Source organism: Vallitalea guaymasensis (genome assembly GCF_018141425.1).
Lineage (GTDB): Bacteria > Bacillota > Clostridia > Lachnospirales > Vallitaleaceae > Vallitalea > Vallitalea guaymasensis.
The window spans coordinates 2,926,460-2,943,802 of sequence record NZ_CP058561.1; the positions used below are offsets into that span (position 1 = coordinate 2,926,460).

Genomic DNA, 17,343 nt, shown 5'->3' on the forward strand with positions numbered 1-17,343 from the left:
AGGATTCTTTAATGGATATTGAAAAAAAACAAAAATCAAAAAGATTTCGCAGTCGCTGGGGATTTATTTTAGCATCTGTGGGTTCTGCTGTAGGAATGGCTAATGTATGGGGATTTCCAAATAAACTGGGGAGTAATGGTGGTGGTGCATTTTTACTAATCTATCTACTTTTTATTTTTATTTTTAGTTATGTAGGCTTACCTGCAGAGTTTGCTATTGGACGCCGTTCCAAAACAGGAACTTTGGGTTCTTATGAAAACGCTTTGAACACACGCAGTAAAAGAGCTGGGAAAATTGGCGGAATTCTCGGCTGGTTACCATTAGCAGGATCAATGTGCATTGCTATAGGTTATGCCGTTATTGTAGCCTATATATTTAAGGCTTTGATTAATTCCTTAACAGGTAATTTAATGACTGTAGATACTGGTAAGTGGTTTGAATCTTTTTCACTTACGCCTCATTCTGTAATACCATACCATGTTATTATAGTAATAGTAACTTTGTTTACACTATTCTTAGGAGTAAAGAGTATTGAAAAAACAAACAAAATTATGATGCCTTTATTTTTTATAATATTTATTGTTTTGGCAGTACGTGTTGCAATGCTTCCAAATGTAATGGAAGGTTACTTGTTTATGCTTATTCCACGTTGGGAGGTACTGAAAGACCCAATGGTATGGATTTGGGCTATGGGGCAAGCATTATTTTCACTGTCCATTACAGGAAGTGGGATGATTGTTTATGGTGCTTATTTAGGAGAAAATGAAGATGTGATTTCTGTGGCTCGTAAAACTGCTCTTTTTGATACTATTGCAGCACTTATTGCAGCCTTGGTAATTATCCCCGCATGTTTCTCTTATGACCTTGATGTTGGAGCAGGTCCAGGATTACTTTTTGTTACATTGCCTACCATTTTACAGGATATTCCTATGGGTCGTATTTTTGCAATTATTTTATATGTTGCTATGATTTTCGCAGGTATCAGTTCTTTGCAAAATATGTTTGAAGCAGTTGGTGAATCTTTACTACATAAGTTTCCTAAACTCAATCGTAAAGGAGTTCTATGCATTTTATGTTTAATCTGTTTAGGCTTTGGAATAAATATGGAAGCTATCTTCCAGTGGGGTCCATGGATGGATTTTGTATCAATTTATATTATCCCTATAGGTGCAACATTAGGTGCTGTTTGTTGGTTTTGGGTAATGAAAAAAGAAGATTTATTTCTTGAAATCAATAAGGGTAGAACTAAAAAACAGGGAAATGCATGGTATTATATCGGTCGCTATGTATATGTTCCATTTGTCATTATCCTTTGTTGTGTAGCTATGTTTATGAAAGTAGCTTTCTAATTTGAATTCATTTAAATTTAACGCTCTGTTTTAAAGGAGTGTTGAAAATAGAACGTATAAAAGTGGACAAACTAATTTGTCCACTTTATTTCTTAATAATTTAAGATTGCTGATAAATCTAATTGATAAATTGCAATTTATATACTTGATCTTATCTTCTAATTAAGTACAATAAATTAAAAACTAATCAAAAAACTTCCCCTTGAAAAAATTCTCATTGTCAAGTTTCCTTGCCGTAAGCCTGAACATGACGCAACCATCTGGGCATACAATGTCCTTGCTATATTTAGAACTGCCGCCAATATTCTGTAAATCACCACCACTTCTGACCGACTCCATGATTGGGAACATAATCATCATAACTTTGGAACAGATACCTTGTCCATCCGAATTCACTGGACAGCCATAGGTGCAGGTATATTTATCCCCCACTTCCTCACCGTTTCGGCAGTACCTCTCTGTATGGTCACTGCGAAGAAAGCCAGTTACCTCAATTTCAAATTCGTACTCCTCATCATACCATTTTTTCATGATTTACCTCCAAATTCTAATTTATTAAGTAGTTTAATAAGCAACTTACTCGTATAATAATTTAATTCTTGGATACTTTATATTCTTATTATACATAATTTATGGATTATAATTCCAGTGATTATTGAAATTAAATTGTATTTTATTCAAAAGATAACTGCTATGAAAAAATCTTAAAATATAGAATAAAGAGCACAAAATAATGCTTGACAATTAGGGCAGTCTTAATTATTATATAAATAGGGCAGTCCTAATTTATTGGAGGTGAAGAATTGGAGAAAAAGAAACGAGGTCGCCCAACTGACAATCCTAAACGTTATAAGGTAACTGCAAAATTAGATGTTGAAAGCAAAGAAATTTTGGACACCTATTGTAGCGAAAAAGATGTAAGCATGATGGAAGCAATAAGGCGTGGGATTAAGAAGTTAAAAGATGACCTTAAAGGATGAAAAGAAGTAGTGCCCAGTCGCTAAACAAAGTCACTACTTCCCTTATGCCCTTCATCATAGACGAAGGTAAATTTATTATACCTTGTTTATGGTAATATTTCAAGAATGAGAGGTATATATGATGGAAGGTTTTAGATGGCATTTTAATAATTTTACATCAGAAATGCAAAATACAGCGTATAGACATTTTATAGAGACGGATAGAGATTATAATGAAGCACAATATTATTTAAAGAAGCATCAGGATAGTTTTGATGATATATTAAATAAGCTTAATAAGGAAGATAGAAAATTTATTATAGAATATATAGATAAACAAACATTAAAAGCATCATGTAGTAGTAATGAGTTATACATAGTAGGATATAGAGATTGGGTTAAATTGTTAAGAGAACTTGGAGTTATATAAATAAATCAAGATGATTAAGTTTAGAATATTAGAAGACGAGACTGATATCTAGTTTAGATTCTTTATTATGATTAGCTAAGAATATAGATACAAAAAAATATGTAAGAGCATAAGAAATGTGAATTCATAATTTTAATCTTATAAATCTTAGCTAATCCTAATTAATTTGAGTATATACCCGGAAATATCTTGGTACGGGTTAAAAATAGGAAAAACCTTGTTACTGGTTAAAACCCGGAAAGAACTTGTGACAAAAGGGAGATTATGATTTCAATAAAAGAAACATATTGTAAATAAACACAGGATCTGATGCATTTCATTCAATCCTTTTTTTATGTATATAAATAGAAAAAGCAATTAAAAGGCATTGTATTAAACAAAAATAAATAATATTTAAAACCTTAATTGCAAAATGAAATTCCATACCTAATTGTTAAGTTTTTTAAATAAGTCTCTTTGATAAGAGGATATGTATAAGTATGGATTTTCGACCTACATAAAATTTGAATAGTTGATTAGTTTCATTCAGGAGAGCCAAAAAAGATGGTTTTCCTTTTTCTTTTGTTTGATATTTTCATCGTTTTTTGTTACGGTTGATTAGCTGGTGGCTGTATAAAAGGAGGTAGATTTATGTCTAAATACCTAACCTATGATGATCGATTAGAAATCGAAGCTGGATTAAAGGCAGGTCTTTCTTTCGGAGCCATAGCTAAAATTATATCTAAGGACAGAACCACAATAGCAAAAGAGATTAAACGAAATCTCATTATCAAAAAAACAGGGTATGGCGCATATCCTTATAATTCTTGTAAACTAAGACTTAAGTGTACCAGAACCAAAGTATGTGATGAATGTAAGTATCCATCAAAACCCTATTGTAAAAACTGTAAGCTTTGCAATGATGGTTGTCACTACTTTGAAGAAGATGTTTGTGTCAGCAAGTTTAAACCACCTTATGTTTGTAATGGTTGCAATACGTTACCAAAGTGTACATTGGCAAAACCTTATTACAGTGCTATTGATGCCCACAATAAATACTCTGAGAATATTTCTGAATCAAGAAGTGGAATTATTACCAATGAGGTTGAAATAGCAAGAATCAATGCTATCATTTCACCACTTATCCGTAAAGGTCAGTCCATACATCAAATCTATGTTAACCATGTAGATGAGCTGATGTGCAGTGAAAAAACCTTATACAACTATGTTGATGCATGTCTTTTTGATGTCAGAAACATTGATTTGCCAAGAAAAGTTAAGTTCAGACCACGTTACAAAAAGTCTGAATTTAAGATTGATAGAAAGTGTCGTATTGACCGTACATACAAGGATTTTACCGAATATATGAATAAAAATCCTGAAACATCTGTTGTTCAAATGGATTGAGTTGTTGGTACAAAAGGTGGTAAGGTTTTATTAACATTACACTTTGTAGATACCAGCTTTATGATGGCATTTCTTCGTGATGCAAACACTTCCAGGTCGGTTATTGATATCTTTGATTATCTCTATAGGACATTTGGAAGAAAAGACTATGAGAAGCTATTCCCTGTACTTTTGACTGACAATGGTAGTGAATTCTCTAATCCAAAAGCTATTGAATATGGTTCCATAGACATCCTTAGAAGTCGTTTGTTTTATTGTGATCCAAGTGCACCCTATCAAAAAGGGGCTATTGAAGTGAATCATACACTGATTCGTAGAATACTTCCAAAAGGTACATCATTTGATGATTTGACTCAGGAAGATATCTTATTAGTGATGAATCATGTGAACTCTTACACACGCAAAAAGCTGAACGATAAAAGTCCATACGAAGCGTTCAGCTTTTATTACGGAGAAGAGATATTAGGTAAGCTAGGTTATGTTTCAGTTGCCGCTGAAAACATAACCTTAACCTATAAACTTCTCAAAAAATAAACCGTAAACCAAACAAACGTCACCAGCATTATGAGTTAACTTAATATCATAAAATAGGGGTGGACTTTCCGATTACAAAAAAATCGAAAGAATCTCGACCTCCATTAATGATGCCATTCTATTCATGTCTACACATGAATTATAGCAAAAATACTGTTGAAATCATAATGCTAATATGGAAATATGTTTACAAAACGAGATATTCAGTTGCAAAAGGTGCATTTTACTTACAAAAGGTTACTTTCAAATACAAAACGGGAAATTAGTTTTACAAACGGGAAGTTCGTTTTTTAATTTACCATAATATTTAAAATATAAATAAAAAATGTAATATTATAATAAATAACATAATAATACTACTAATTATAGGGATGAAAAATACAATTTTGATATTGGGATTCTACAAATTTTTTGTTAGAAATGATTTATAATATTTTAGGATTCAAAAAGGGGGCGATAATAAAAAGATAAACAATATTAAATAACTAAACAAGTTATAACTGACATATTAACTACTGCTTATAAACTTAATATTAGACCAACGCTGTTAATAGATATTTATAGTAACTGGGTATAGTATTATAATGTTAATGGAGGGTATAAAAAATGAAAAAAGTTTTAAGTATATTTACAGTTTTAGCTTTAATATTAAACATGGGTATGACAGTTTTAGCACAAGAAAATGATAATAATTTGTTAGCTGAAAAAGCTACTCAAAGAATATATATTGAAAATGAAGATAATGCTGAATTAGGTCCATTATTTGATTATGATGGATATATTGATTTAGATTATTGGTTCAATAAAGTTCCTGGAACAAACACATATGAATTGTACGCAACAATAAAATCCGATAATTTCTTGACCAATTATATTAAATGCACTTACAGTGTAGTAGATACTAGTTACTTCTTCCCAGATACATACATGAGTGATAAATATATCAACAAGGCATATCCAGCGACTAAACATCAAACATTGTATATTGGAAGATTTACTGTACCAAGTGATGTAGACAAAGTAAAAGTTGTTCAAGAAAATCTACAAATCTACAACCTTACAAAAGCTATGTGGGTTAATTTTGGTAATTGGTCAGGAGCATTTACTTTACCAAAATAATATAAGATGAAGGGATGAATATAAATGTTTATGAGAAGAACTATAGAAGATGTAATTAAATATATTGAAAGTAATTTTTTATGTGAAGTCGTTAATGAAGATTGTGAAGAAAATTCCTATTTATTGAACAAAATGATTGAAGTAACCAAAGATAATATAGACAATTATATAAAAAGCAATGATATAAATGTACAGTCATTAAATATTAAAATGTATAAATTGTTTTCTACAGGAAATAAGGATGAGTTTTTTGAACAATTCTTAGAGGATAATGATTTTGAAAAGGAATTTATTTTTGTTATATTTGAAAAATCAACAGAATATATTTATTGTTCTTCAAACAGATTATATTCTTTTCTAGAGATATATAAAGGTGTATCTGAAGAAGATGCAACAAGTAATAATATAAGATATAAGCATTTTTTATTTTTGAAAAATGAGTACCCAGAATATAAAGAACTATAATATCTTTGTCACAGTATCCTTAGGGGTTATAATTACAAATTGGTATAAAACCTATAAACAAATATAGAAATAAAGTGTTATATATATTAGCATCCGACCATTTTGGTTTGATGCTTTTTTTAATCTTCTATGGTTAACATGAATAAGGTTCTGAGATATTTTTTGCGTTTTTGAACATTTATCCATATTTGTACAGTATTGAACATTTATATGATATTGATTATTGTTTTCGTTTCTATTCAGAACTATAATTACAGTACAATATGTTCTTTAACAGGTATATTGTACTGTTTTTGTAAGGAGGAATAACAATGAAGAGATTAATGGATTTTTTATTTGGCGTTAAGATGACAATTGTATCAGGCGTATTTCTAGTATTAAGTCTAATATGTATGATTTCAGGAATACAGTCTCCTATTGATTTCGCTTGGGGTGCAGTTTTGATTTCTGGTATACCCATGTTAATATTAGCATTACAGAGATTAATATTTGAAAGGTGGGTATCTTCGGCATTATTAATATCAATGGCTATGGTTGCATCTGTTTTAATCGGCGAATTTTTTGCGGCTGGTGAAGTTGCTTTTATTATGGCGATAGGTGCCATATTGGAAGATAAAACTGTAGAGAAAGCACACAAAGGGTTAAAGAATCTTATTAACCTTACACCAGTAAAAGGAAGAATACTTAGGGGAAATGATAAAGAAGAGTTAATAGATGCAAAAGATATTAAACTAAATGATAAACTAAGAGTATTACCAGGAGAAAAGATACCTGTAGATGGGGTCATAGTAAATGGTAGTTCATCTGTTGATCAATCTATAATGACAGGAGAATCCTTGCCAGTTGATAAATCTATGGGTGATGACGTATATTGCGGAACTCTTAATTGTTATGGAACTATTGATATAAAAGCAATTGCTGTGGGAGAAGATTCATCACTTAAAAAGATGATAAAGATGGTTGAAGAAGCTGAAAATAATAAAGCTCCCATGCAGAGAATTGCAGATAAATTAGCTGTATGGTTAGTTCCTATAGCTCTTTTAATTGCTATATTTGTTTGGTTGATTACTGGTAATGTAGTAAGAGGCGTAACTGTTCTTGTTGTTTTCTGTCCTTGTGCTCTGGCATTAGCAACCCCTACATCAATAATGGCTGCCATTGGTCAGGCTACCAAAAAAGGTATTATTATAAAATCTGGAGCAGCATTAGAAAATATGGGTAAGGTTGATACAATAACTTTTGATAAAACTGGAACATTAACTTATGGTAAATTAACAGTTAGTGATATATATTTTGATAAGGATATAATCGACAGAGAGAAATTTTTGACAATGACATCAAGCATTGAGAGGCTATCTGAGCATCCATTAGCTAAAGCAGTGGTGGAAAAAGCTAAAGAGGAAAATATAGATTTTATAGATTGTGAAAATTTTTCAATGACCCCAGGAAAAGGAGTAAAGGGTATAATTGATTCTAAGACCGTATATTGTGGAAAAGTAAATTACTTGAAGGAAAACAATATTACAATTGATAAGCAAATAGAATATAAGATCAATGACCTTCAAAATAAGGGAATGGCTCTAATTCTTATGGCAATTGATGATAAATGTGTTGGTGTAATTGGACTATCTGATATAATGCGTAATGATGTAAAAGTTATTGTTGATGAATTGAAATATATGAATACAGAAGTAGTATTACTCACAGGAGATAATCAAAAAACAGCTAATTTTTTTGCTGAAAAAATAGGTATATCAAATATTCACAGTGATCTATTACCGGAGGATAAAGTTTCTCATGTTAAAAGATTGATAAATAACAAGAAAATAGTGGCAATGGTTGGAGATGGGGTAAATGATGCTCCAGCATTAAAAACTGCAGATGTAAGTATAGCAATGGGTACAATGGGTTCTGATGTTGCAATTGAAGCGGCTGATATTGCGCTATTAGGAGATGATATTGGTAAAATACCATATGTAAAAAGACTTGCAAATGAAACTGTAAAAACAATTAAATTTAACATAACATTGTCAATGATTATTAATGTGCTCGCTATAATAATGAGTGTACTGGGACTTTTGAACCCTATAACAGGTGCACTTGTCCATAACGCAGGTTCTGTTCTTGTTGTGCTGAATGCAGCGTTGTTGTATGATAGAAATTATGAGAATAAACAGGGTAACAAAAATACCAGGTTAGCTAAAGCTATGTAAAAGGATACATATTTAAAAATATATATGACCATTAAAAATTAAATTATACTTTTGATTATGTATAAATAATAATCAGCAACTTTTTCTGGTGAATCTTTCAAATTATGGCTAAACCACCATCTTATTGTTTCAACAAAGCTTGATACAATATGATTATTTATATAGCCTTTATCAATGTTAGATGTATCAATTGGTTTAATAACAGTAGAAAAAGAATCATAAATGTATTCTTTGAAGTAATTCATAAATACTCCGCTATCTTCAAAGGTTAACATGGATTTAATAATTTTCTTATTATCTTTTAGATGATATAAAATATGAGTGATATAATCATTAAAATCTCTGGCTTGTGAAAAATCATGGGTTGCTTCCACAAAAACTTTTTCGGCGAATACATGTTGAAAAAGTTTTTGGCATGATTTATATAATAATTCATCTTTTGTTTGAAAGTGAGAATAAAATGTTGATCTTCCAATGTTGGCTCTTGAAGTAATATCCTCAACAGTAATTTTACTGTATTGATTTTCTGCAAGTAATTCGTCAAATGCATCAAATATTAATTTTTGGGTTCTCATGGACCGTCTATCTAATTTACCATTCATTGTATCACCTTCAATAAAATATTAATTTATATATTACCTATTTGTTAAAAATATAGATGTAAAGCTAATCTTAATATGATTAATTTAGTCGCATATAGTGAATTTACAAGGTGTTAAATAGCAAGCTAATTATACTATGTTTTAAGTAATTCGTAAAGATGGAAAGACTTATATTAAATAGTCTGTAATCATATACCGTATCAAATTATTTTGGTTATAACATGTAAGGATTTTATGATAAAATATGAGTTATAACTCGTGTTTTATGATTAGGAGATGATTAAATGAATTATATTAAAATAGATTTAGGAATAACAAATACATATCTTTTACATTTAAAGAATGGCTATATGCTGATTGACACAGGATATAGCAGTAACTATGATTCATTTGTTAAGGGATTAAAGAAGAATAACATTGATATATCAAAGATTAAATACTTATTTATTACTCATTATCATGATGATCATGCTGGATTTGCAGCGAAACTAAAAGAAGAGTTTAATATCCTTCTAATAGTACAAAAAACTTCTGTTGGTTTATTATCTAAGGGTGATAGTGATGGACAGGAAATAGAATTTCCAATAACAAAAAGAGTTGGATTCATTTTTGGTTTATTTTCTAAGTTTCATAATGATTTTAAATATCCACCTGTAATTATAAATGAAGAAGATATTATCATAGATGGAGACGACAAAAATGTATTAAGAAGTTTAGGTATACCTGCTGACATCATTTTTACTCCAGGTCATACTTGTGATAGTATGAGTATTCTTTGTGATGATGGAGTAGCTTTTGTAGGAGATGCATGTATGAATTTTCTTAAGTTCTTAGGAGCAAATTACCGTCCTATTTACTATACTAGTTTAGAGAAAATGTACAGTAGTATAGAGAGACTAATTTCTTTGGGAGCTAAAACAATTGTTCCTGCACATGGAAAGGAATATGATGTAAGTAGACTTATTCATATGCTTAGGAAAAAAAGAAGTAGGATTAAATAGTAATACACTGCATATCAAAAGTAAAGGTAGTATCATTTTAAGATTTATACTACCTTTTGCACTAGAAGTATTCAATTTCGTTCATAGATAAACGTATTAATCATATTAATGTAGTTTTCAGGATTTACAATTAAAGCAAGATGTCCCCCATCTATATTATGAACAACTGTAGATTTTGGCATTAATCGTATTAAAGCATCTCTAAGTTCATCACAAAAGAAAGTATCCTGTTCAGAAAAAATAAGCATTACCTCATTTTGGAAGGTTTTAAAATCAACTGGTTTATGTGTTCCATATTCATTCATCAAGTCTCCCAGTAGTAAATCCATGTGATACCAATATTCTTTAGTGATAGATTCTTTTAACAAATCAATAACAGAGGAAAAGTCTTGTGTGGTTTTATACCCAGAAGATACTTTTTTAAATACTAGTTTCAAAAATGGTGGTAGTAATATATTAGGAACAAGTCTATCCTTTCTAAGGTTCTTCTTTAGTTTTTTGGGATTAATAAATTTGGTAATATTAGCAATTCCATTATATGTCAGGTCATTATACATAGAACATGTACCTGATAATATCAAGCCCTTCAATGATTCAGGATGACGTTTTGCCATGACTTGAGCAAATAGTCCTCCATAGGATTGTCCAACTAGATAAACATTATGTATATCCAATTGCTTCAGGAATGCTGCAAAGGCATCAGCTAATTTGGCATTTGTATTAAACCCTTTTGGGTAATTGAATGTTAATAGATTATATTTATCTGCAAATGAACTGAACAGTAAAAAAAATGAATCAGCTAAACCAGTCCCACCAGCAAGAAAAACTAATGTCACATTCTTTGCTGGACTAATATTTTTATAATAACGGTAGGGAAAATCTTTATTATCAATATGTGCATGTTGTATTGGCATTAGAGCATCGTATTTCTCATATTCTGCCTTTATATTTGTATCTATCATAACTAACAACCTCCTTATAATGATTATATATTAGCTTGAATCATCTATAACCAATATGTGTGACACACTTGTGCCATATACTTTTAATGTAGTATAATACTAAAATAAGTTTTTTACAATAAATTAGCTAATATAGGCACATTATTCAAAATATGTGCCATGAGGAGTAGATATGAAAGAGATTACGGTTACTCAGACACAAGAGTGGATTATAAGTGCATTACTTACGTTAATGGATAAGAAAAATTATAGAGAAATTACTATTGTTGATATTGCTTCTAAAGCACACATAGGTCGCAGAACATTTTATAGGTATTTCAAAACCAAAGATGATATATTGGTTCTGTATTGTAATGTTATTTTACAAGACTTTGCGAAAAAAATTCGTAGTAAAGAAGAGATAACGCTATATTCTGTTAGCGTATCTTATTTTGAGTTTTGGAATCAGCATTTGGATTTTCTTAAGTTGCTACGTAAATCGGATATGCTATATTTTGTTGGTGATAGATTGCCTGAATTCTTGGCATATGTTGCTGTATTAGTAGATCATGTTATGCCAGAGGAAATAGAGGATACAATGAAGCGACAGGACAGTTATTATTATGCTCATTATTTCAATATGGGCGGTTACTGGAGCATTACGACTCTATGGATGGAGAAGGAAAATCGTGAAACACCAGAAGAAATGGCAACAATAATTGAGAATATAATATATAGAAAGTTATAGTTAAATATGAACTTGGTTGTAAGGTAATAAATTTCAATAGCTTAGTGTTATAGGAAATGAAATTGACTGGTATGTTGGTGAATGATATAATTTTTACATATTGATAATTAATAATATTAATATAATTCTTGAAAGAGGTGAACTCGTTTTGAGATTTAAACGAATTAATTGCTCGGTGCAGTTATTATAATCTGATAGCAGATTGTGCCGAGAATAAATAATTTGTTATCAGTTAACTGCACTGTTTATAGTATCTATAATAAATAAAAAGGAGCAGTTACAATGAATTTAGAAGAATTAAGAAGAAAATGGGAATCTGAAGAAGCTCATGCATTCAAAGGATGGGATTTTTCATATATAAAAGATAGATGGAACAGTGAAGATTTACCTTGGGATTATTCTATGATAGTTTTATCATTTCTTAAAAACAAGGATAAGTTATTAGATATGGGAACGGGAGGCGGAGAGTTTGTTCTTACACTGAAACATCCATATGCTTTGACTTATGTTACAGAAGCATATCCTCCAAATGTAAAACTTTGCAAGGAAAAGCTTGAACCCTTGGGAATTACTGTGAAACAAGTATATGAAGACTACAAATTACCATTGAAAGATAAGAGTTTTGATATAGTAATCAACCGCCATGAATCATTTGATTATTGTGAAGTGAATCGTATCTTGAAAAAAGGTGGATACTTTATAACCCAACAGGTTGGCGGTAAAAATAATTATGATTTATCATGCAGTCTCATAGATAACTTTAAACCTCAATTCCCTAATCATACATTAGAAAATAATGTTGATAATTTAGTAAAACATGGCTTTAAAATATTGAAATCAGATGAGGCATTTACTCCTATATATTTTTACGATGTAGGTGCTTTGGTTTATTTTGCTAAGATAATTCAATGGGAATTTCCTGGATTCTCAGTGGATACTTGTTTTGATAATCTTCGTAGATTGCAAAAAATAATTGATGTCAAGAAGGTCATACAAGGTACTGAACATAGATTTTTAATTGTTGCACAGAAAATATAGGTTTTGTAGAAGCAGTATTACAAATACTAACCATAACTATAAAAAAAGAGAGGTTAATCAATGGATAAGCAAGAACAAAAACATAAGCGACGTGTTAGATATAAAGGGACTCATCCTAGATCTTATAAAGAAAAATATAAGGAACACCAACCAGAAAAATATGGAGATACAGTAGTAAAAGTCATTAGTAAGGGGAGTACACCTGCGGGTATGCATATCTCGATTTGTGTGAAAGAAATATTGGAATTCTTACAAATAGCTCCTGGACAAATTGGATTAGATGCAACATTAGGTTATGGTGGTCATACGTTACAAATGCTTAAATGTCTAGAATCAAAAGGTCATTTGTATGCATTGGATGTTGACCCTATCGAATTAGCACGTACTAGGGAACGTTTAGAAAAGTTAGGTTATGATGATAAAATTTTAACTATAAAGCAAATGAATTTTTCCAATATAGATCAAATTACAGCCGAATCAGGACCATTAAATTTTGTATTAGCAGATTTAGGTGTATCTTCAATGCAAATAGATAACCCTGATAGAGGATTTTCCTATAAGAATGAAGGTCCCCTAGATCTAAGATTGAATCCCAACAAGGGGATATCCGCTGCCCAGCGATTAAAAGAAGTTTCAAAAGATGAGTTACAAGGCATGTTGCTTGAGAATGCAGATGAACCTTATGCAGAAGAAATTTCTCGTGCAATTATATCGGAGATAAAGAGAGGAACAGATATATCAACGACAACTAAATTACAATGTATAATAAATGATGCTCTACAATTCATTCCAAAAGACACAAGAAAAGATGAGATAAAAAAATCCTGTCAAAGATCTTTTCAAGCTTTACGAATTGATGTTAATAATGAATACGAAGTATTATATGAATTTTTGGAAAAACTTCCTGATAGTCTTGCTCCAGGTGGACGTGTAGCAATACTATCGTTTCATTCAGGAGAAGACCGTCTTGTAAAAAAATCCTTTAAGCGTTTATTACGTGAAGGTGTGTACCAAGAGATTGCTCCCGACATTATTAGACCATCAGCAGAGGAATGTCGCATTAATAGTCGTGCTCGTTCTACTAAAATGCGTTGGGCCATAAAAGCATAATAGTAATAAATAGATAAAACTTGAATTCATTAACGGAATTCAAGTTTTCTTATCTCATAAAAATATAAGTCAATCTTTAGAGCATTGACAGTATGTGTCGGTAATAGTATAATTTATATAGACAGAAGTTGTCGGTAAAAATATAGGTTATAGAGATATGATGTATAGGAGTGAACACAATGATAGACAAATTCAAACACATTGACTTGAATAATGAAAGGGTACAAAGAATAGTAAACTGTGGATTTGAAGAGTTCAGTAAACAGTCTTACGAGAAGGCATCAACAAATCAGATTGTTAAAGATGCTAAAGTTTCAAGAGGTCTACTATATCATTATTTTATAGATAAAGAAGACTTATATGATTTCCTAATTTACTATTCAATAAAAATAGGAGTTGAAGAATTAGAGAATAAAATTCACTGGAATGAAACAGATTTCTTGAATAGGATTAGAGATACAATTAGGCTTAAGTTGGAATGGACTGATAAATACCCGTATCTATTTGAATTCTATGACAAGATAGATAGAAAGAAAGTTCTTGAATATACACTACAAAGTGAAAGTACAAAGTTAAAAGAAAAATTTTATAATTATAATCTTGATTTCAGTAATATCAAACAAGGTGTAGATGTGCAAAAATTAATTAACTTAACAGGATATGCTGTAAAACAGATTGCTAGAGAGCATATGGATAGGTATATCATAGAAGGAAAAGCTATTGATAGGGGAGCATTAATGGAAGAGGTAGATATTTATCTTGATTTTATTAGAGTTAATTTTTATATAAATTAAAAACTAATAAATAGAAGATAGGGAGGTTATTAGATGATTTATTTATTTAGTGAAAAGAAGGTACCATCATTATCTCAGGTGGGGGGGAAAGGAAAAGCATTAATAGAGACATACGGAGCAGGATTACCTGTACCTGAAGGTCTTATACTATCTGTTGACTTCTTGTCTCCATGGCTTAGAGAAATAAAAGCTTCAGATGAGTGGAGAAAGCTTATAGTTGATGTAAGTGTAGAGAATTGTAATGCTGTCAAGACAAAAGCGATAGGGCTGAAACTAACTCTTTCAATGGCATCAGAACTAGAAAAACAAATAACTAAACTAGGAGTAGGAAATATATTTGCTGTACGTTCTTCATCACCTGAAGAGGATTTAGAAGGCACAAGTTTTGCTGGAATGTATGAAACATATTTGGGTATCACTAAAAAAGCATTAGAATCTCATATAGCTAAGGCTTTCTCCTCTTGTTTTGATTTTAGAGTTATGGAGTACAAAAAGCGGAATGATATAAATCTAAAAGGTACTTGTATAGCTATTGTTGTACAGAAACAGATTGCATCAGAGGTAAGTGGTGTAGGTTTTTCCATTAATCCAAATAATAATTGTTATGATGAAGTAATGATCAATGCAGCTTTTGGACTTGGTGAGACCATTGTATCTGGTACAGTAACTCCAGATACTTATGTTGTAGACAGCGTAACCAATGATATTATTGAAAAAAAGATTAACGACAAAAAGATAGCTCTCTGGTTGCAAAAAAACGGAGGAACTATTGAAAAAACAAATAAAAATCCTAAAGATAGTGCTTTGAGTGATAGTCAAATAATAGAACTCACTAAGCTGATTAAGAAGTGTGAAACTTATTATGGTATTCCAATGGATACAGAATGGGCATATGAAAAAGGGAAATTATATCTATTGCAATCAAGACCCATTACTACTTATTTTCCACTCTATGAGGAATATAGAACCAAACCAGGTGAGATAAAACATTTATATATAGATCTAATAAAAATGACTCAGGGATTTGAATATTCATTATCAGAACTTGGAAATGAAATGTTTGCTAGGATGATTGAAAATGCTAAACAAGGAATTATGCCAGAAGGTAAAGAAGGCATATTGTATGCAGTTGCAGGACGACAATATATGGATTTAACTAATTCTGAGAAAGCATTTGGCTTAAAGATGGTAAGTAAATCTATAGGTAACTATGATGTGCCTACTAGAGAAGTTCTAAAGTCATTTGATTTTAACAAAGGATACCATCTAGATAAGAAACCAAAAGGTGTCAATAGTTTGATTTCAATGATGATTAAGTTAAGTTTTCAAGCTATACCCGCTATACTCAAAGCAAAAAAAGATCCTAATAGTGTTATGGATTCATATTTCCAAATGGCTGAAATTGCTTTTGAAGATATTGACAGTATTACCTCATCAGATAAATATTTTGATGAAATAGTATCAGAAATAATGTTTATTTTTAATAGAATAATGGTTAAAGCTATGGGATTGGCTGGAGTGCTTGGTGCAGAGAACGGTATCAAGAAAATGTTTGAAGGTATGGGTGTTGATAATGAAATCATTGCACTAAGTATAGATCTTCCAGGAAATCCAACAAGCCAAATGGGTTATAGTTTAGTTGACTTAGCTTCATATGATGAATTCCAAGAGATAAATTCAGGTATAGAATTTAAAAAGAGAATTCAGAAAAGAGATTTTTCAGAGGCATTTTTAACAGCATATGATGAATTCATGAATAGATATGGATGTAGGTGTGTTGGAGAAATAGATACGGCAGCTATTCGACCTTATGAAAATCTTGAAGAATTCTATAAACAATTGAAGTCAATCAATATTGATGATAACGCTATGAAATATTCAAAGGTCAAAAAAGAAAAAGCTGTAGCTAAGTTGAATGAATTGGCTAAAAAAATAGGTAAAGAAAAGAAATTCAACAACTATTTAAATGTTTATAAACTCTTGGGTATTCGTGAACATCCTAAATATATGTACGTCTATGCAAATGATAAAGTAAGACAGTTAGTTCTAAAACTTGCAAAAGGATTTGTTAAGGAAGGTAGATTGGATACTGTAAATGATATATTTATGGTAAAATCAACTGATATAGGGAAAGCCCAAAGAGATAGGAATTACGATTTAAAGAGAGTGGTTATCGCTAATAAGAAAAAAAGGGAATTAACAAAAAATGTTAGAGAATGGCCTACAATCGTTGATTCAAGAGGTAAAATTTTTAGATATATAAGAGAAAGAGAGTCAGGAGACTTTGTTGGCGACCCAGTTTCACCTGGTGTAATTAGAGGTAAGGCTAAGGTCCTGCTAACACCTTTTGAAAAACCTCTACTCAAGGGTGAGATTCTGGTAGCTAAGGCGACAGAACCAACTTGGACACCTGTATTCATTAATGCTGCTGCTGTTGTTATGGAAGTAGGGGGACCACTTCAACATGGTGCCATTATTGCTAGAGAATATGGAATACCATGTGTAACAGGTATTGAAGGTGCAACTACAGTAATCAAAGATGGTGATATTTTGGAGGTTGATGGTTCAAGCGGAATTGTTAAGATTATTGAGGAATAATAAGAGTTAATTATATCGTTCTTACCCTAAAATATGTATTTTATATAACGTAACTA

At 30.9% G+C, this 17,343-nt stretch carries 15 protein-coding genes and 1 pseudogene; 13 read left to right on the plus strand and 3 right to left on the minus strand.

From position 1 onward, the window contains the following. Positions 1 to 11 precede the first annotated feature (11 nt). The gene (locus tag HYG85_RS12905; RefSeq protein ID WP_212689998.1) at positions 12 to 1,349 is read left to right on the plus strand and encodes a sodium-dependent transporter; all 1,338 of its coding nucleotides are present in this window, start codon (positions 12 to 14) and stop codon (positions 1,347 to 1,349) included. A gap of 183 nt (positions 1,350 to 1,532) precedes the next feature. On the opposite strand, the gene HYG85_RS12910 is transcribed toward HYG85_RS12905, so the two are convergent. After that, positions 1,533 to 1,880: a TIGR04076 family protein gene (locus HYG85_RS12910; protein WP_212689999.1), complete on the minus strand. Its 348-nt coding sequence runs from the start codon at positions 1,878 to 1,880 to the stop codon at positions 1,533 to 1,535. Positions 1,881 to 2,152: 272 nt separating this feature from the next. Here HYG85_RS12910 and HYG85_RS12915 point away from each other — a divergent pair, with 272 nt between their 5' ends. The 6 genes and pseudogenes from HYG85_RS12915 (at position 2,153) to HYG85_RS12940 (ending at position 8,455) form a co-directional block, all read left to right on the plus strand. After that, complete coding sequence (locus HYG85_RS12915) at positions 2,153 to 2,329, plus strand: ribbon-helix-helix domain-containing protein (protein ID WP_193774527.1); 177 nt, start codon at positions 2,153 to 2,155, stop codon at positions 2,327 to 2,329. A gap of 118 nt (positions 2,330 to 2,447) precedes the next feature. Beyond that, positions 2,448 to 2,738: a hypothetical protein gene (locus tag HYG85_RS12920; protein WP_212690000.1), complete on the plus strand. Its 291-nt coding sequence runs from the start codon at positions 2,448 to 2,450 to the stop codon at positions 2,736 to 2,738. A 630-nt stretch (positions 2,739 to 3,368) separates the two neighbouring features. Then, positions 3,369 to 4,658 (plus strand): annotated as a pseudogene (locus tag HYG85_RS24855) (IS30 family transposase). A 606-nt stretch (positions 4,659 to 5,264) separates the two neighbouring features. Next, entirely contained in the window at positions 5,265 to 5,777 is a 513-nt protein-coding gene (locus HYG85_RS12930; RefSeq protein WP_212690001.1) for a hypothetical protein, read from the plus strand. Positions 5,778 to 5,801: 24 nt separating this feature from the next. Further along, on the plus strand, positions 5,802 to 6,242 hold the full coding sequence (locus tag HYG85_RS12935; RefSeq protein WP_212690002.1) for a hypothetical protein: 441 nt from the start codon (positions 5,802 to 5,804) through the stop codon (positions 6,240 to 6,242). A gap of 311 nt (positions 6,243 to 6,553) precedes the next feature. Continuing rightward, complete coding sequence (locus tag HYG85_RS12940; protein WP_212690003.1) at positions 6,554 to 8,455, plus strand: heavy metal translocating P-type ATPase; 1,902 nt, start codon at positions 6,554 to 6,556, stop codon at positions 8,453 to 8,455. A 38-nt stretch (positions 8,456 to 8,493) separates the two neighbouring features. On the opposite strand, the gene HYG85_RS12945 is transcribed toward HYG85_RS12940, so the two are convergent. Next, entirely contained in the window at positions 8,494 to 9,057 is a 564-nt protein-coding gene (locus HYG85_RS12945; RefSeq protein ID WP_212690004.1) for a TetR/AcrR family transcriptional regulator, read from the minus strand. 284 nt (positions 9,058 to 9,341) lie between these two features. On the opposite strand from HYG85_RS12945, the gene HYG85_RS12950 reads away from it, so the two are divergent. Next, positions 9,342 to 10,058: an MBL fold metallo-hydrolase gene (locus tag HYG85_RS12950; RefSeq protein WP_212690005.1), complete on the plus strand. Its 717-nt coding sequence runs from the start codon at positions 9,342 to 9,344 to the stop codon at positions 10,056 to 10,058. A 71-nt stretch (positions 10,059 to 10,129) separates the two neighbouring features. On the opposite strand, the gene HYG85_RS12955 is transcribed toward HYG85_RS12950, so the two are convergent. Further along, positions 10,130 to 11,020, minus strand: a complete 891-nt coding sequence (locus tag HYG85_RS12955) for an alpha/beta fold hydrolase (RefSeq protein WP_212690006.1) — start codon at positions 11,018 to 11,020, stop codon at positions 10,130 to 10,132. Positions 11,021 to 11,192: 172 nt separating this feature from the next. Here HYG85_RS12955 and HYG85_RS12960 point away from each other — a divergent pair, with 172 nt between their 5' ends. The 5 genes from HYG85_RS12960 (at position 11,193) to HYG85_RS12980 (ending at position 17,287) form a co-directional block, all read left to right on the plus strand. Then, positions 11,193 to 11,747 carry a TetR/AcrR family transcriptional regulator gene (locus HYG85_RS12960; protein ID WP_212690007.1) on the plus strand — a complete coding sequence of 185 codons (555 nt, stop codon included), beginning with the start codon at positions 11,193 to 11,195 and terminating at the stop codon, positions 11,745 to 11,747. A 282-nt stretch (positions 11,748 to 12,029) separates the two neighbouring features. Beyond that, the gene (locus tag HYG85_RS12965; protein WP_212690008.1) at positions 12,030 to 12,785 is read left to right on the plus strand and encodes a class I SAM-dependent methyltransferase; all 756 of its coding nucleotides are present in this window, start codon (positions 12,030 to 12,032) and stop codon (positions 12,783 to 12,785) included. A gap of 60 nt (positions 12,786 to 12,845) precedes the next feature. Further along, positions 12,846 to 13,895 (plus strand): 16S rRNA (cytosine(1402)-N(4))-methyltransferase RsmH, encoded by a 1,050-nt coding sequence (gene rsmH / locus HYG85_RS12970; protein WP_212690009.1) that lies wholly within the window; start codon positions 12,846 to 12,848, stop codon positions 13,893 to 13,895. Positions 13,896 to 14,074: 179 nt separating this feature from the next. Further along, complete coding sequence (locus tag HYG85_RS12975) at positions 14,075 to 14,689, plus strand: TetR/AcrR family transcriptional regulator (RefSeq protein ID WP_212690010.1); 615 nt, start codon at positions 14,075 to 14,077, stop codon at positions 14,687 to 14,689. 33 nt (positions 14,690 to 14,722) lie between these two features. Beyond that, positions 14,723 to 17,287, plus strand: a complete 2,565-nt coding sequence (locus tag HYG85_RS12980; protein ID WP_212690011.1) for a PEP/pyruvate-binding domain-containing protein — start codon at positions 14,723 to 14,725, stop codon at positions 17,285 to 17,287. Positions 17,288 to 17,343: the final 56 nt, after the last annotated feature.

Bases quoted from the DNA above. Each gene is read 5' to 3' on its own strand.
- HYG85_RS12905 (WP_212689998.1), top strand. From the start codon at position 12: ATGGATATTGAAAAAAAACAAAAATCAAAAAGATTTCGCAGTCGCTGG.
- HYG85_RS12910 (WP_212689999.1), bottom strand. From the start codon at position 1,880: ATGAAAAAATGGTATGATGAGGAGTACGAATTTGAAATTGAGGTAACT.
- HYG85_RS12920 (WP_212690000.1), top strand. From the start codon at position 2,448: ATGATGGAAGGTTTTAGATGGCATTTTAATAATTTTACATCAGAAATG.
- HYG85_RS12930 (WP_212690001.1), top strand. From the start codon at position 5,265: ATGAAAAAAGTTTTAAGTATATTTACAGTTTTAGCTTTAATATTAAAC.
- HYG85_RS12935 (WP_212690002.1), top strand. From the start codon at position 5,802: ATGTTTATGAGAAGAACTATAGAAGATGTAATTAAATATATTGAAAGT.
- HYG85_RS12940 (WP_212690003.1), top strand. From the start codon at position 6,554: ATGAAGAGATTAATGGATTTTTTATTTGGCGTTAAGATGACAATTGTA.
- HYG85_RS12945 (WP_212690004.1), bottom strand. From the start codon at position 9,057: ATGAATGGTAAATTAGATAGACGGTCCATGAGAACCCAAAAATTAATA.
- HYG85_RS12950 (WP_212690005.1), top strand. From the start codon at position 9,342: ATGAATTATATTAAAATAGATTTAGGAATAACAAATACATATCTTTTA.
- HYG85_RS12955 (WP_212690006.1), bottom strand. From the start codon at position 11,020: ATGATAGATACAAATATAAAGGCAGAATATGAGAAATACGATGCTCTA.
- HYG85_RS12960 (WP_212690007.1), top strand. From the start codon at position 11,193: ATGAAAGAGATTACGGTTACTCAGACACAAGAGTGGATTATAAGTGCA.
- HYG85_RS12965 (WP_212690008.1), top strand. From the start codon at position 12,030: ATGAATTTAGAAGAATTAAGAAGAAAATGGGAATCTGAAGAAGCTCAT.
- rsmH (WP_212690009.1), top strand. From the start codon at position 12,846: ATGGATAAGCAAGAACAAAAACATAAGCGACGTGTTAGATATAAAGGG.
- HYG85_RS12975 (WP_212690010.1), top strand. From the start codon at position 14,075: ATGATAGACAAATTCAAACACATTGACTTGAATAATGAAAGGGTACAA.
- HYG85_RS12980 (WP_212690011.1), top strand. From the start codon at position 14,723: ATGATTTATTTATTTAGTGAAAAGAAGGTACCATCATTATCTCAGGTG.